The following is a 13,864-nucleotide window of genomic DNA, read 5'->3' as shown; positions in this document are numbered from 1 at the left end:
ATCAACAACTTTTCAACTATTGTCTTATATAATAACTCTTTGGATCAATTTGTATAATCTTTTTATTTTCTATTCGAAATATTAAATCTATATTTAAATTGACACTTATATGATGTTCTATCAAAACTATAGATATTCTAGGAAACGCATTTCGTATATTTTTAATTATTTCTATAACTTGTCGTTTATCGATGTTTGAAAAAATTTCATCCAATAAAATAATTTCAGGTTTCCTAGTTAATGCTCTAGCTATTCGAAATCTTTGCATTTCTCCAGTACTAAATTGTTCTTGAACTATTTCTATTTTAGTATTTATACCATTTGGAAGTGCAGCAATTCTATTATCTAATCCAACATATTTTATAATTTCACTCATTTCCTCTTCATTTACTAAAGAATTATACAATAATTCTTCTTCTAAAGAATTTAAAACCATATTTTGTTCGTTATTTATATATATAATTTTTTTTGATATTGCTTCAAATGAGCAATTCCTTATATTCTTTATTCCATAAATTATCTCGCCTTCATATGAATTATACAATTGTATAATAGATTTAAAAAAAAGGCTCTTACCGACACCATTATTTCCAGTAAGTAAAATAGTTTGTCCAGGATATACCATAAACTCTACATTTTCAAGTAATAATTTTTTATCGGTAAATAGTGAATAGTTATTTATCTTTAAAATGTAGTCTGAATTATAACACACTTTAGCTATAGCATTATTATACTCAACATCATTATTATTCAATAGTGATTGTACACGATTATTGTATACCTGTGATGTTTTTAATATAGTTATCAGTCCTATAATAGAAGTTACTGGAGAAAATAATAGACCACAATATGAATAAAAAGCTATTAAATCTCCAATAGTTATTTCACCAGATTTAATACTTAAAACTCCTAGAAATAAAGGCAAAAATGTAGCTAATGTAATAATACTACTTGATACTATTCCTATACAATACTGATATATCATAATGTTCTTATTTAAATTACCATTATCTTTAACATTATTATGAAATGTCAATATTCTTGTTTTAAAATAATTATATATTTTTATTACTAATAAATTATTTATTGTAATATTTAATGTTTTTAACAAATTATCTTTTGATATTTGATATTCTTTATTTAAAATTTTAAGTTTATTACTTACAAAAGTGATCCATATTAAATAAATTGGAATAAAAGATAAACAAATTATTGTTAATTTTACATTTATGAAAAATAAAACTGCAATGTAGCCAATTAATAATGTTACATTTCCAAAAAAGATAGAAGTTATATTCATAAAGTTTGATGTCAATAATTCAACATCATTTAATACAACTGTTTGTAATTTTCCAAAATTAACTTTACTATTAATTTTATGTATCACAATATTTGAGTATATGGATTCCCGTAATTGATTGGCAAAATTTTGAAAAAAATTAGCATTAAGTTTTACACTAATTAATCCAAGCAAAAAATGTAAAATAATTATTGCGCTAAAAATTAATATTAATTTGGGAAGGTAATAATAATTATGTTTTAATATTACATTATCTGTTAAAATTTTAGAGATATATGGTAATGGTATATCTATTAAAGATGTACTAATAGTTAAAATAATTATACTCAAAAAATATATTAAATGTTTTTTTACATAATTCTTAAATAAATCCATATTATAACTACCTTCTTATTTTTTCTTCTTATATTTTAATATTAGAATATAAGATACAAATAAATACATTTATACAATATATATTACTATTTTATAATAATATTAAAAAAAGAAAAAGTCTATATAATATATAAATGTATGTAAATTAACTATTTTTTAATTTAATGTAATATAATTCATAATTAGTATTTATATGTTGACTTTATATCTCTATATATTAAAATATAATATATAGAGATAATTTTTCATTTTTATAAAATACTACTCTAATAGCAATATTATAGAAAGGTAGTGATAATTTGAGATATAATGAATGTACTGAAACAAGCTATATTACTAAATATAAAGAATTTAAACATTTTTTTGAATCGTTAAAAGGACATAATTCTTATAAAAGGTTAGGTAAAACATTTAAGACAGAACAAAATTATTATTTTTACGATATGGGTACCGGAAAAGTATTGCAATGTGAAAAAAATGTATACTCTATATTAAAAATTCTAACAGAATCAAATAATTTTGACTCCATTCAATATTTAAAAATTAATAATAAAGAACTCTATAAAGCATTATCCTCTATTAAACAAGCTGTAGAAAATGAAAATATATTGCAAGCTTATCCATTACATTCATTTTCAGGAGCACATGTAGGAAATAAATTAGAAAATTATATAAAATATGACTTAAGTCAATTATGTTTAGAAGTAACAGAGAAATGCAATTTAAGGTGTACTTATTGTATTTATCAAGACATGAATAATAAATTTCGTAAATTTGGTAATAAGGATATGAATTTTGATGTTGCAAAAAAAGCAATAGATTATGCACTAGCACATGCAAATGATAAGCGTGCATATTTTACTTTTTATGGAGGAGAACCTCTGTTAAATTTTAATCTTATTAAACAATGTGTAGAGTATATACAAAAATTTAGGCCTAAAGAAATTACATATTATTCATTAACTAGTAACTTAACATTAATGACTAAAGAAAGAGCTGAATTTTTTTCATCAATTCCACATTTTTCAATAGTTTGCAGTATCGATGGTGATAAACAAATTCATAATGAACACCGTAAAACAATTCTTGGTGAAGGTTCATTTGACCAAACCATGCATGGTTTGAAAAATCTTAAACTTGCCTATAAGGAAAAGGCCCGAGATTCATTATTAATTAATTCGGTAATTTGTCCACCTTTTAATAATCAAAAATTTGATCGTATGCAAAATTTTTTTCATACATATCTACCTAATATTAGAGTAATGTACAATTACGTTGAATATGGACAAGTTAAAAATAAAAAAGAAATTGAAAATATATCTAATGAACTCAAATCAAAAAATATAAAAGAATTATCTCCATTAATAACCTGGGCTGAAAACAAATATAAAACAATAGAAAATAATAATAAAAATTTTAAAGACTTATTCACCTATTATAGTTTAACAAATAAGCTAGTAAAGATTCATAAAAGACCATTATTTAGCAAACCAATTCCAAGATATAAATTCAATGGGTGCTGCATTCCCGGGAGTAGAAGATTATTTGTATCTACAATTGGTAATTACAAAATATGCGAAAGAATTGGACATTCCCCTATAATTGGAAACGTAGATAGTGGAGTAGATATAAATATAATAAAAAAATACTATATTCAAGACTATATGAAAAAATCAATTCCTGACTGTGGTAACTGCTGGGCTGTATATCTTTGTGGAATATGTTATGCACAATGTTTTGAAAAAAACGGAATAGATATTGACATAAAGAAACTAGAATGCAGATACGAAAGATTAAATTTAGAAAGAACTCTATGTGATTATCACCAATTATTAGAAAATGACCCGAATAGTCTTAAATACTTAAATGATATCACTATTGACTAAGTAAATATAATGATTGCAATATCACAATCATTATATTATAGATATTACCAAAGAAAGAAGGTGAGATACATGAAGGTTATAAATCCAATTGGGAGAAAAGTAGAAACAGATGCAGAAGCAAATTATGAAATACAAGCTTGTATGTGTGCTACTGGCTTAGGATTTTCTTCCACACGTGGAACAGTTGATGCTTGCGGGCATTGTGGTTGTTCATGTTTACCATTTAATCATGATGCCAATTCTGGAGTTGCAGTAGGAACAGCAAGAGCATCTTAATTCTACATTATAATTCTAAAATTATTTAACAGTAAATGTTTTTAAATATATTTTAAAACATTTACTGTCTTTCTATTAAAAGTATTTACTATCTAAGAAAGGAATATACATATGATAATATTTTTCTTATTATACAATTTTCTTTGTACATTTGTACCATGTATTATATTTCATATAATTGCAATACATACTAAAAAAATATATGCTAATTTTAACATTATAGAAAAAAATATTTATATTTATATATTTTTATTATATGTTTCACTAATTTATATTGTTACTGGGATAGGTACTGTATACGATATAGGTAGATATGAAACTATTATTAGGATCAATGAAATAAATATCATTCCACTAATTAATGCAAGTATTTTTTCATCGGCTTTAAATATTATTATGTTTATACCATTTGGATTTCTGGTATCATTTATATGGCCCTATTACAACTCATTGAAAAAAATACTACTTACTAGTTTCATTTTTTCTATTATAATTGAATTAAGCCAACTTTTTAACCATAGATGTACTGATATAAACGATTTAATTATGAATATTATAGGTGCATTTATAGGGTGGTTACTATATTATATAATTAATAAACATACATTTAAAAGCAAAAATAATATTATACAAAAAAATAACTCTGTAATTAATCATGAATTAATCTTTTATTTATTATGTTCATTTTTAGGAAATTTTTTCTTTTTTAATTCATATATTTTTTGATTGATTATTTATCGAGATACAGCCAACAAAAACCATAAATTCCACATTGAAAATTTTAGTTTGAATAACAAGATTTTATCAAACAATTCTTTAATCGTTTAAATTATAGAAGATTTTTAATAAATTTCAGTTCCATAAATGTTACCAAACTAAAGTATCAAAAGAAAGAAGGTTTAAACATTAATAACAACTTCAAATTATTAAATGGTATATCATGTTATATTAACGATAAAAAATCATTATATAATAATATTAATTATTTTGCATTAGTTATAAAACACGGTTCTTTATCAGATGGTATTAAACCTGGATTAGCTCATTTCATTGAACATATGAGTTTAATATTTGATCGTTTAAATAAATATATTGATAAGTATAATTATAAAGTAAAGGGTATAACTAGCCTTGATAAAACAGTATTTATATTAACTTGTGAAAATACAACAAGTAACATTGAATTTGCTTTAAATGTATTCAAAAACATATTATATGGAAAGTATTTGTTACCTAATTATATTAAAATAATCAGAAAAGATATTATTAAAGAATATAATAATGTATTGAATTCAAATTTTATAATGTATGAAGACGTTCTAAGATTATCGAATCTCTCTAAATACATGCCAATAGGTACAATTAACTCTATAAATGATATTAATTATGACGATATAATAAGGTATTTTAACAAGTATTACATTACCAATGATTCGGCTATCATAGCTATAAGTAATTCTAACACTAAACTATTAAATAATAAAATAAGAGATACTTTTTCTAGTCTTAATAAATTAAATATAGATTATACAAATAAAAATTTTGATAAAAACACAAAAAAATTTAGTAAAAAATTTTACTATCGAGAAATTGTTTCAAATACATACGAATATCTTATTCATATATTTATTCCAAACAATCAAAATAATAAAGATAAAAATAGTATTATTAGATTTGAGTTACTTGAAACTATTACAATAACTTTATTTGAAGAAATTTTGAAAACTTTCAAATTCAAATCAATTTATGACATATATACAGAAATAAATCAATTTTCATTTAATGGAAGATTTATTCACCTTGTTTTAAAAAGTAGTCGTTATATTGAAAATTTAAAACATACAATTAAAAATATTAAAAAACAAATATTTTTAATACTTGAAAAAGATGACACTATGATAATATTTATTAATATTGTGAATAATTACAAAAAACTTTTTGAGAGCGATACAATTAAAGATGAGCAATACTTAAATCAGGTTATTGATGTATTTCTTTATGATAAAATAATATATAATAACAATGATTTATTAATTCGTCTAAATTCAATAAGGTTCAATGACATTAAAAAAAATCTATTACAATTATTCATAAATTCTAATAAATTAATATTCCAAATTAGTAGTCATAAAAATTAAATTTTTTTAAATTTCAATAAAAAATAATCTACAGTAGATAACATCTACTGTAGATTATTTTTTATTTTTACTAATATTTTCCCAATTATTTGTATTAGTTCCTTGTAAATCTTCTATATTTTTTCTTTTACTCGCTACTTTAAATACGGTGTTTCTTTCCCTTTTTTCTATGGCCAATACATAAACTATACGGAGAACATCAACTCTCTTGCCTACAATCCTAAATATTATTCGTATTCCTTCATTTCTTAATTTCTTTTCTTTACAGCCATATAAGTTACCTTTAAGTGGTTTACCCACTTCATCAGCTCTATATTCTAGTTCATCTATTGCTTTATTAACTATGCCGATTATCGAATTATCCAGCTTTTTATATTCTTTTATTACTCCTTCAGCAAGAATTATTTCAAATTTTTTATCACTCATCACGCCTTATATCCTTCCATTTAGCAGATAATTCAGGGTGTTTTTCAACTTGATTAATTCTATCAAGTAATATTTTTTCTTCCTCTTTGCCCTCTAATTCTGTAAGTCTCTCATACATTCTCTCAAACTGCTCATATGATACAATCACTGTATCAATATTACCATTGTCAGATATATATATTGGGTTCTCTTTTGCTTTTTTTCTATATTGACCTAGTCTTTTAGAAACTATAGAAGACTTTACTATCTGATCTTTGGTAATTTTAAGTTTGTTATCCATAGTGATACTCATTTTAACACCTCCATTATATATTACTCTAAATTTATTATAATATATTACGTAATATTTGTCTATATATTATTTAATACAAAAACTTTACAATTTAATTAGAAGTAATGGGAGTATCCATGTAACCAAGGCAAAGTAAAAATTATATTACAATAAAATTTTTTATTGTATCTTTTTGTTTAATTTATGATATAATAATAGTGTAATAGAATAATTACTAGCTTTGTATATGTATAAAGTTGTGTTCTTCGGAAACAATTTTATTTTTGGCCGTTGAAGCTTTCGAGATTGATGGAATTGTTAGCTGAGGTCTTCTACTGAGTTAGGCGTGATCCAGTGACATCTTACTTATGATATTATGTTATCATAAGGAAAAAACAAAATGCCAGAATAACTCCTTGATTATATTAAGGAGTTATTCTACTTTTGAGGAGAATAAATGGTTATAAATTTTAACAATATAATATTAGATTATGAAAACTTGGTTAAAACAAAGTTAATAATACCTTTATCCAATAAAGATGTTATTAACTTTGAATTTAGAACAAACAATCTTCCCCATTTAATAGGGCTTAATAAATTAGTCGATATTCCAATATTACTAAAATATAAAAATGGACAAGTATCAGCTCAAGAAATATACAAAGGTATTAAATATAATACCATTAATACAAGTGATTTTGAATCTAGTAAGTATTTTCAGGAAATTCTAAAAACTAAATTAAATTATTTTAGTTCTAGTAAAATTCTACAGATTTTAAATAGTAATAAAATTATTAAATTTAATCCTTCTAAGGTTAATAATTTTATTACTAAATTAGATAAAGTAGATTATTTATTTCTGACTATGCCTAATATCACTCAAAATGAATATGCTCATTTTGGTATAGGTTTTACTACTAAAAATTCTAATAATTATCCAAATACTTTTTTTGTAAGGAATAATGACGATTATATAAAGAATCAAGAGTTTGTATACCCCACTTCTTTTTATATGATAAATAAACATAAACATATTACTTTTAAAATTTATTGGGATAATGTTAGAAAACAAATAAAAGCTTCAAAGAATTCACATTATAAAGCATTAAATAAATTATCATCTAAATATAATTACAATGTAGATAATTTATCAAAATTTGATATTCAAAAATTATTAAAATTAGATGATAATATACAAGAATTAAATAGCATAGAAAGGCATTTTAATTTACTAAGATTAGATGAAGTTAAAGCAGTATATACTCCTTATATAGAAAACGCATATATTTGGAATAATGAGCAAAAAAAATACTTAATAGAAAATATTGACAATTCAATGAAAGATTATCTACCAAGTGAAATAAGATCATTATTAAATAAATTTCATCCTAAATAATAAATTATTATGGAGGGATTATTAATGAAAAAGTGTTGTATACCTGGATGTAAAGAGACTGAAAATTTATATCATATTTGTAAAAGAGGTACTAAAACCTATTATGACGAAGATGATCTAACAAACAAATATATTTGTGAAAAACATTTAAGGAAAAGTGAACTTTTTAATACTGCTGAAGATGGTGGTTATGCTAGATGTCGTTTATGTCCAGATGTTGCTTATAATATAAAAGATCTCACAAATATAGGTGGTACATGGTTTTGTGAAGAGCATGAGTGTGAAGCCCCAACAGATAAAAAATTAGGTGATTATCGTGCATTAGGTGATGATTACTAAAGTTCCACAAGGCGGTATACATCATCTATATCGTCCTGGCTAATTCCTAGATAAAGCTTAGTTATAGCTTGATTACTATGATTATAGAGTTCCATCAGCACCGGAATAGGCACACCTTTTTTCCAACTGTGGTATCCAAAAGTTTTACGTAGGGAATGGCAGCCAACATGTTCTTTAATTCCAACTGCTTCGCAGGATGATTTTATAATTTTAATGGCCATATATCTTGTTATTGGCTTATTTTGCCCTTCTCGGCTCTTAAAAATATAATCTGATATATTTATATGTGCAAACTTTCTTTTTAGCTTTAAAATAGCTCCTGTGGCATTTTGATTAAGAAGGAATTTCTTATTTTTACCTGTTTTTTTCTCTTTAATATAGACATGAGTTTTAAACTCATTTTCTTCAAAGTCAAATACATTTCCCCAAGTTAAATTTAAAATATCTGAAATTCGGAGTGCTGAATTTAATCCTAAAACTATCAAAGCATAATTTCTCATGTTACCAGCACCTAAAAGATATTTCTTTAAATCATTTATCTTTTTAACTGATCGAATCGGTTCTACTCTTTCCATTTTTACCTCCGAATTAATTACACTTATTATCTATGTTTATTATAATATGTGTAACTAAAAAATACAATTAGAGATTTTAAAATATAAAAAACAGACATAAAGTCTTATATATCAATACTTTACGTCTGTTTAATTAGTTCCACACAATACTAATTGTGTAGAATTCACAAATAGACATTGTTATTATATAACAATTCTACTAATACCATTCTTCGCCTTTTTCGATTACATGTAACCATTCTTTTTTGTCGTTTATTTTATATTCAAACCTTAAATAGGTACTTATTTCATTTTCCAAAATATCAAGGTGTTTATACTCTTTATCTCTCCACGTATGCATTACCATCTTTAAACCATTCCTACAAATAATATTAACCGTTCCACCCAAAGGTATGAACTCATCATCTTCAATATTTTCCTTACCTAGATGTAATATTTCCTCTACAAAATTAATATTTGCAGGAACTATATTAGATCTCGTTTCTAAAAAATTAGCATTAAAAAATTTAACTATAAACTTTTTATAAAAAGTTCTATTTAAATCATCAAGTCTATTATATCCGTCAGTATTTTTATAATCCACACCATGAACTTTTAGTAAATCATCAGTGCCTCTTAACTTAAAATCTTTTAAGCCATTAGATTTATATATATTTTCAATCTGATCCAAATGCACAGAATTCCCCTCCATTTCATAATTATTTATAAAATCACCTTTAAATAAATTATCATGATTTATTATAATTTATTAACACATTTTAATGGCTCAAATAGCCATTCTATGCTACATTATTCCCTTATTTTAAATCTTTTCCCATGTATCAATAAACCATCTTGCTTTTTCCTCTCCAAACATAGATTTTAACTTTAAAAATACCTCAATATCTCTAAAATTATTATTCATCTGTTCCAACGCAACATTATACATAATATCAAACAGTTCTATATCAAATAATTCATTATCATTAAATGTACTATCCTTTTTCAAATAAAAACTCCTTTACAAAATTATTTTTGATCTGAATTAGCTTGTCTAATCGTATTTCTTTTCATCTCTCTATACCAATCAGCCCTATCCTTATACCCTAACTTTTTAATTGCTTCATCAAGTCTTTTCAGCTCATCTTCAGTATCTCTAACTTGAAACCTTGGATTTTTTAACATATAATCCCTCCAAAATATTTCTTATATAATTACACTGTACCCCATATGTACTTTTTTATCAATATTTTTTATATTTTAAGCATAGATTTTATTCTATGCTTAAAATATATCTTCAATAAAAATATACTATTTATATATTGGCCAACTGCTTTAAAACCAGTCTGGCATCATCAAATCCAATGTTATAAAATTCAGATGCTACTTTATAAACATAATCAATTACGCTGTTTTCTATATCTAAAGCCAGGTTTTCATCTTCTTTTCGAACTATTTTTATCAAGTCACTAATTTTTAAATTAGTATTATACAATCCATTTTTATCATCAATATTTTTTTCTAACAAATTTCTTTTTAATTTTTCAATATCTATAATATTTTCTACCATTTTATTTTCCCCCTAATCAAATCTATTAAATGAATACCATGATGGAATGTCTCTCAATTTTTCTGCTGCTGATCTGAAATACTTTAAAGCTATATTATACTGACCTACTATTTCAGCTATATTTTTAGAATTCAAAATATCTTTTTTATGTTTTTCCTCAAGTTTTTTTAAATTTCCTTTTAAATAATCAACCTTAAATCTAGTATTTTTACTTTTTTCTTCTTTAGGTGCTAAAGGTATTTCAAAGTGTCTACAAGGCTTTTGACTTGATATATACAGCTCATACCACCCATAATTTTTATAATAGCTTACACCATAATTTTTAAATAACTCCTGGACTATTTTTTCTATTCTCTTATTAATAACCTTATTTTCATAAGATTTTAAGCCATTTATTAAGGTTTTATATATACTCATTTTTTCTATATCTAATTTAAAAGTTTTTTCTATGTGTAAAATCAACCTGTTATATTCATTTATATTAATTTCATACTCACGCACTTTAAAACCTCCTATTCATTGTATAGGGCTTAAATTAAGCCCTATACAATTTAATTTTTATGCTATAACCTTCACTGTATTATTAATTGTTTTAGTACCATATTTTTCTCTTATCTCCTGGATACTCATTGTCCCCCTTCTCCTTTTTTTATCCTCTTTAGTATGCCAGTACCACATTTCTTTTTTCCTTGCCCACCAAAAGCCAGCCTTTTTCAATTCTTCTTTATACTGTTTTGTGCTTCCGGAAACCCATATCCATGAGCCACAAATTTCAATTTTTACATTCAAATTTATGATTTTATTTATAATCTCTTTGAATCCATCATCAATGGTGCTTTCTTGTTTCTCTTCCCTTAACTTTTTAAATAAGTTATCATATTGATTATTTATTTCTGCCATTTCCTCATTAGTTCCGCCCATGTCAGGGTGATACTTCAAAGCCAACTTTCTATACTGTTCTTTTAATTCCTGAATTGTTTTTATGTTTTCAAAATAATTTTTCATTTTTAAATACCTCCTAATTTCCCTTTTTTGAAATTCTAAATTTAATAATTTTAAGTACTAACCAGATTATGAAAATTGTAAAAACTAAATATTTAAGTCTGTCATTTGTATCTACTGTTAAAATCCAAATCGTGAAAACTAATAAAAATGTATCTTTTATTTTCATAACTGCTATGGTAAAATGTATGTAGAAGGTACAAAGTACTGGAATACCTTGTACCCGCTACAATTACAAACTTTAATTAGAAATTATTTACGGTGGCGGTTCCGAGGTTTTCCCTTGGAACCTTTTAATTTCTTAATTTCTAATAAAGTTTTCCAGGAGCTTAAAATTCCAGCCGTAATTGTAATTAAGTCTTTTATCACTCCTAGGATTACCAACTTTTTTCACCTCCTTTCTTACTACAATTATATTGTACTCCATTTGTACTCCATTGTCAATAGTTTTAATGAAATTTATGAAAAAAAGATAAAAAATAGGAATGAATTAGTATAAAAAATATCTATATACTTATATGAGAAATAGAAGCCATTACAGCCATTTTATACTTGAAAAATACAATTATACCAATTTTATTTTTCAAGGTCATTAAAGGCCAAATTCAACGCTTGTCTTTTGTAAAAATCATGTAATTATATGTATTCATATATATTTATACCTTTTTCCCCTTAACTACTCTAAATCAAAAAACAAAGAGAGATTGTCAAGGGCAAATGAAAAAATTTTAAGGTTCTTTTTAAAAATTTTTTCATTTGGCAAAGCAAACCCTTGACAATCTCCTTTTTTTGATAAACTTTGTAAATAAGGGGAACGGTTAAAAACTTCAAAATAAAAAAATAAATTATTATAATTTACGATAATTTATTTTTAAACTAATTTTTTTAAATATACTATCGAAACAAAAAGCAGGATTTTTATTAACCCCTACTTTTTCCTGCTCTTAAAACAAATCTTTCTGCTAGCAAATGCATAAATCCTCGACTTGTACCTGTTCCGTACCACATTCTTTTTAGTAAATCAGGGCCTTTTATAATTAGATAACAAAAGCCAATCAGGAGCATGAAATTATACCATGTTGCAGTATGAACAAAAATTTCAGTTACACCTACTATTAGAGCTGTTTGAGTTAGAATAGATACTATCATTATTATAAGCCCTTTCCACCATTCGGTCATTATGTCCATGCTATCTGAAACTATAGATATAGCAGCCCATACTGATCCTATCTGATATATTATTAATTCTGCATGATATACACACATTTTAATAAAGAAAACTATTACCGCGACAGTTACGAATCCAAGTACAGTCAAAAGTACTATACCATTACCTAATATTCCCCCTATAGTACCACTACTTAAAAAGTTCATTGCTGATGAAGAAGCATTTTTCGCAATTTGATTAAACATCCAATCTCCAAGAGGATATGCTATTTTTCCAACTAAAATTTTTAACAATACTGGTGCTATAACTATCATTGCAGATGCTTTTACTGTACGCATAAGTATTTCTGAAAGTGGTGTATCATTCGTACCGGTTGAAGTCTGCAACATATACTCTATTATTTTATAAAGTACAATTATAGTCATTACTGTTGCTCCCATACCTATAAATATATTATAAAGTATATTAAAAAAATCTGGCATAGCACCTGGTTCAAACAGAACTTTTGAAATAGCTTTAAAAGTACTATTTAAAAAGCTTTTTATACAGTCTCCAATATATTTATTTATAATTTCACCTATGTCAAACATCTACTTTAATTACCTCCTTTTTTAATTTGCTTTATCTATCTTCCATTTTCCATCTTCTTGTTTCATAATTATGTCTACAGTAGACTCTGCAAATAAATCATTACCTTTTAGTTTATATTCAACAGTTTCATTGTCTTTATTTACTACTGGACTATCAATTAAATAATTGTTTCTAAAAATTATATTTGAAATTGGTGACTCCGAGAAAATATAGAATGTCTTCCCGTTCTGTAAATCTCTACTTTCAATCTGATTTTTAGTATCATTTAGAAAATTCTTTGTAAAGTAATTTTTAAAATTTTTATCTACATATTGTTTTAACTTTTGCTTATCTATATTTCCATCACTTGTAGCTTTCATGATAACTGTCTTATTTTTATATAACTTTAAAAAACTTTCTAGCTGCTGTCTACTGTCCGTTTTGGCTTTATCCGCATTGAAACCACATCCAACAAGTGTAATACCTAAAAAGGTAATTAACATAATTACTAATAATTTATTTTTTATTTTCATTTGACTTCCTCCAATCTAATTCCTATTTGCAAAAAAATTTTTTGCTGCTGCCTTATCTTT

18 protein-coding genes are annotated in these 13,864 nt (G+C 24.6%); 6 read left to right on the top strand and 12 right to left on the bottom strand.

The window, feature by feature from the left end:
* Positions 1-16: 16 nt before the first annotated feature.
* Positions 17-1,675: an ABC transporter transmembrane domain-containing protein gene (locus AC4CVH_RS15495; RefSeq protein ID WP_490788632.1), complete on the bottom strand. Its 1,659-nt coding sequence runs from the start codon at positions 1,673-1,675 to the stop codon at positions 17-19.
* 299 nt (positions 1,676-1,974) lie between these two features.
* On the opposite strand from AC4CVH_RS15495, the gene AC4CVH_RS15490 reads away from it, so the two are divergent.
* From AC4CVH_RS15490 to AC4CVH_RS15475, 4 genes are all read left to right on the top strand, one after another.
* Complete coding sequence (locus AC4CVH_RS15490) at positions 1,975-3,561, top strand: radical SAM protein (protein ID WP_490788631.1); 1,587 nt, start codon at positions 1,975-1,977, stop codon at positions 3,559-3,561.
* Positions 3,562-3,630: 69 nt separating this feature from the next.
* A complete protein-coding gene (locus AC4CVH_RS15485; protein WP_490788630.1) occupies positions 3,631-3,837 on the top strand; it encodes an Apre_1838 family putative sactipeptide bacteriocin in 207 nt (68 codons plus the stop codon).
* Between the two features lie 111 nt (positions 3,838-3,948).
* Positions 3,949-4,563 (top strand): VanZ family protein, encoded by a 615-nt coding sequence (locus tag AC4CVH_RS15480; RefSeq protein ID WP_490788629.1) that lies wholly within the window; start codon positions 3,949-3,951, stop codon positions 4,561-4,563.
* A 77-nt stretch (positions 4,564-4,640) separates the two neighbouring features.
* Positions 4,641-5,975, top strand: a complete 1,335-nt coding sequence (locus AC4CVH_RS15475; protein WP_490788651.1) for an insulinase family protein — start codon at positions 4,641-4,643, stop codon at positions 5,973-5,975.
* Positions 5,976-6,029: 54 nt separating this feature from the next.
* On the opposite strand, the gene AC4CVH_RS15470 is transcribed toward AC4CVH_RS15475, so the two are convergent.
* The gene (locus tag AC4CVH_RS15470; RefSeq protein WP_490788628.1) at positions 6,030-6,401 is read right to left on the bottom strand and encodes a type II toxin-antitoxin system RelE family toxin; all 372 of its coding nucleotides are present in this window, start codon (positions 6,399-6,401) and stop codon (positions 6,030-6,032) included.
* Complete coding sequence (locus AC4CVH_RS15465; protein WP_490788627.1) at positions 6,394-6,693, bottom strand: type II toxin-antitoxin system Phd/YefM family antitoxin; 300 nt, start codon at positions 6,691-6,693, stop codon at positions 6,394-6,396. Before AC4CVH_RS15465 ends, AC4CVH_RS15470 begins: the two co-directional genes overlap by 8 nt.
* 436 nt (positions 6,694-7,129) lie before the next feature.
* Between AC4CVH_RS15465 and AC4CVH_RS15460 the strand changes: the two genes are divergently transcribed.
* Both AC4CVH_RS15460 and AC4CVH_RS15455 read left to right on the top strand, forming a co-directional pair.
* Entirely contained in the window at positions 7,130-8,068 is a 939-nt protein-coding gene (locus AC4CVH_RS15460) for a PBECR4 domain-containing protein (RefSeq protein ID WP_490788626.1), read from the top strand.
* A 24-nt stretch (positions 8,069-8,092) separates the two neighbouring features.
* Entirely contained in the window at positions 8,093-8,407 is a 315-nt protein-coding gene (locus tag AC4CVH_RS15455; RefSeq protein WP_490788625.1) for a hypothetical protein, read from the top strand.
* Here the strand turns inward: AC4CVH_RS15455 and AC4CVH_RS15450 are convergent.
* From AC4CVH_RS15450 to AC4CVH_RS15410, 9 genes are all read right to left on the bottom strand, one after another.
* The gene (locus tag AC4CVH_RS15450; protein ID WP_490788624.1) at positions 8,404-8,982 is read right to left on the bottom strand and encodes a tyrosine-type recombinase/integrase; all 579 of its coding nucleotides are present in this window, start codon (positions 8,980-8,982) and stop codon (positions 8,404-8,406) included. The two genes, AC4CVH_RS15455 and AC4CVH_RS15450, sit on opposite strands and share 4 nt — an antisense overlap.
* A gap of 199 nt (positions 8,983-9,181) precedes the next feature.
* A complete protein-coding gene (locus AC4CVH_RS15445; RefSeq protein WP_490788623.1) occupies positions 9,182-9,658 on the bottom strand; it encodes a hypothetical protein in 477 nt (158 codons plus the stop codon).
* Positions 9,659-9,784: 126 nt separating this feature from the next.
* Positions 9,785-9,970 carry a hypothetical protein gene (locus AC4CVH_RS15440; RefSeq protein WP_490788622.1) on the bottom strand — a complete coding sequence of 62 codons (186 nt, stop codon included), beginning with the start codon at positions 9,968-9,970 and terminating at the stop codon, positions 9,785-9,787.
* A gap of 20 nt (positions 9,971-9,990) precedes the next feature.
* Positions 9,991-10,146 carry a hypothetical protein gene (locus AC4CVH_RS15435; RefSeq protein ID WP_490788621.1) on the bottom strand — a complete coding sequence of 52 codons (156 nt, stop codon included), beginning with the start codon at positions 10,144-10,146 and terminating at the stop codon, positions 9,991-9,993.
* A gap of 130 nt (positions 10,147-10,276) precedes the next feature.
* Complete coding sequence (locus AC4CVH_RS15430) at positions 10,277-10,531, bottom strand: hypothetical protein (protein ID WP_490788620.1); 255 nt, start codon at positions 10,529-10,531, stop codon at positions 10,277-10,279.
* A gap of 12 nt (positions 10,532-10,543) precedes the next feature.
* Positions 10,544-11,032, bottom strand: a complete 489-nt coding sequence (locus AC4CVH_RS15425; RefSeq protein ID WP_490788619.1) for a hypothetical protein — start codon at positions 11,030-11,032, stop codon at positions 10,544-10,546.
* A gap of 57 nt (positions 11,033-11,089) precedes the next feature.
* Complete coding sequence (locus AC4CVH_RS15420; RefSeq protein WP_490788618.1) at positions 11,090-11,536, bottom strand: J domain-containing protein; 447 nt, start codon at positions 11,534-11,536, stop codon at positions 11,090-11,092.
* Positions 11,537-12,454: 918 nt separating this feature from the next.
* A complete protein-coding gene (locus AC4CVH_RS15415; RefSeq protein WP_490788617.1) occupies positions 12,455-13,291 on the bottom strand; it encodes a conjugal transfer protein TrbL family protein in 837 nt (278 codons plus the stop codon).
* A gap of 21 nt (positions 13,292-13,312) precedes the next feature.
* Positions 13,313-13,804, bottom strand: coding sequence for a hypothetical protein (locus AC4CVH_RS15410; RefSeq protein WP_490788616.1), 492 nt, complete (start codon positions 13,802-13,804; stop codon positions 13,313-13,315).
* Between the last annotated feature and the right edge of the window lie 60 nt (positions 13,805-13,864).

This window comes from Clostridium pabulibutyricum (genome assembly GCF_058242705.1).
The sequence above is the reverse complement of the archived record's forward strand: the minus strand, read 5'-3'. Positions and strand labels throughout refer to the sequence as shown.

Excerpts from the sequence above, each read along its gene's own strand:
- AC4CVH_RS15495 (WP_490788632.1), bottom strand. The coding sequence starts at position 1,675 with ATGGATTTATTTAAGAATTATGTAAAAAAACATTTAATATATTTTTTG.
- AC4CVH_RS15485 (WP_490788630.1), top strand. The coding sequence starts at position 3,631 with ATGAAGGTTATAAATCCAATTGGGAGAAAAGTAGAAACAGATGCAGAA.
- AC4CVH_RS15480 (WP_490788629.1), top strand. The coding sequence starts at position 3,949 with ATGATAATATTTTTCTTATTATACAATTTTCTTTGTACATTTGTACCA.
- AC4CVH_RS15470 (WP_490788628.1), bottom strand. The coding sequence starts at position 6,401 with ATGAGTGATAAAAAATTTGAAATAATTCTTGCTGAAGGAGTAATAAAA.
- AC4CVH_RS15465 (WP_490788627.1), bottom strand. The coding sequence starts at position 6,693 with ATGAGTATCACTATGGATAACAAACTTAAAATTACCAAAGATCAGATA.
- AC4CVH_RS15460 (WP_490788626.1), top strand. The coding sequence starts at position 7,130 with ATGGTTATAAATTTTAACAATATAATATTAGATTATGAAAACTTGGTT.
- AC4CVH_RS15455 (WP_490788625.1), top strand. The coding sequence starts at position 8,093 with ATGAAAAAGTGTTGTATACCTGGATGTAAAGAGACTGAAAATTTATAT.
- AC4CVH_RS15450 (WP_490788624.1), bottom strand. The coding sequence starts at position 8,982 with ATGGAAAGAGTAGAACCGATTCGATCAGTTAAAAAGATAAATGATTTA.
- AC4CVH_RS15435 (WP_490788621.1), bottom strand. The coding sequence starts at position 10,146 with ATGTTAAAAAATCCAAGGTTTCAAGTTAGAGATACTGAAGATGAGCTG.
- AC4CVH_RS15430 (WP_490788620.1), bottom strand. The coding sequence starts at position 10,531 with ATGGTAGAAAATATTATAGATATTGAAAAATTAAAAAGAAATTTGTTA.
- AC4CVH_RS15420 (WP_490788618.1), bottom strand. The coding sequence starts at position 11,536 with ATGAAAAATTATTTTGAAAACATAAAAACAATTCAGGAATTAAAAGAA.
- AC4CVH_RS15415 (WP_490788617.1), bottom strand. The coding sequence starts at position 13,291 with ATGTTTGACATAGGTGAAATTATAAATAAATATATTGGAGACTGTATA.
- AC4CVH_RS15410 (WP_490788616.1), bottom strand. The coding sequence starts at position 13,804 with ATGAAAATAAAAAATAAATTATTAGTAATTATGTTAATTACCTTTTTA.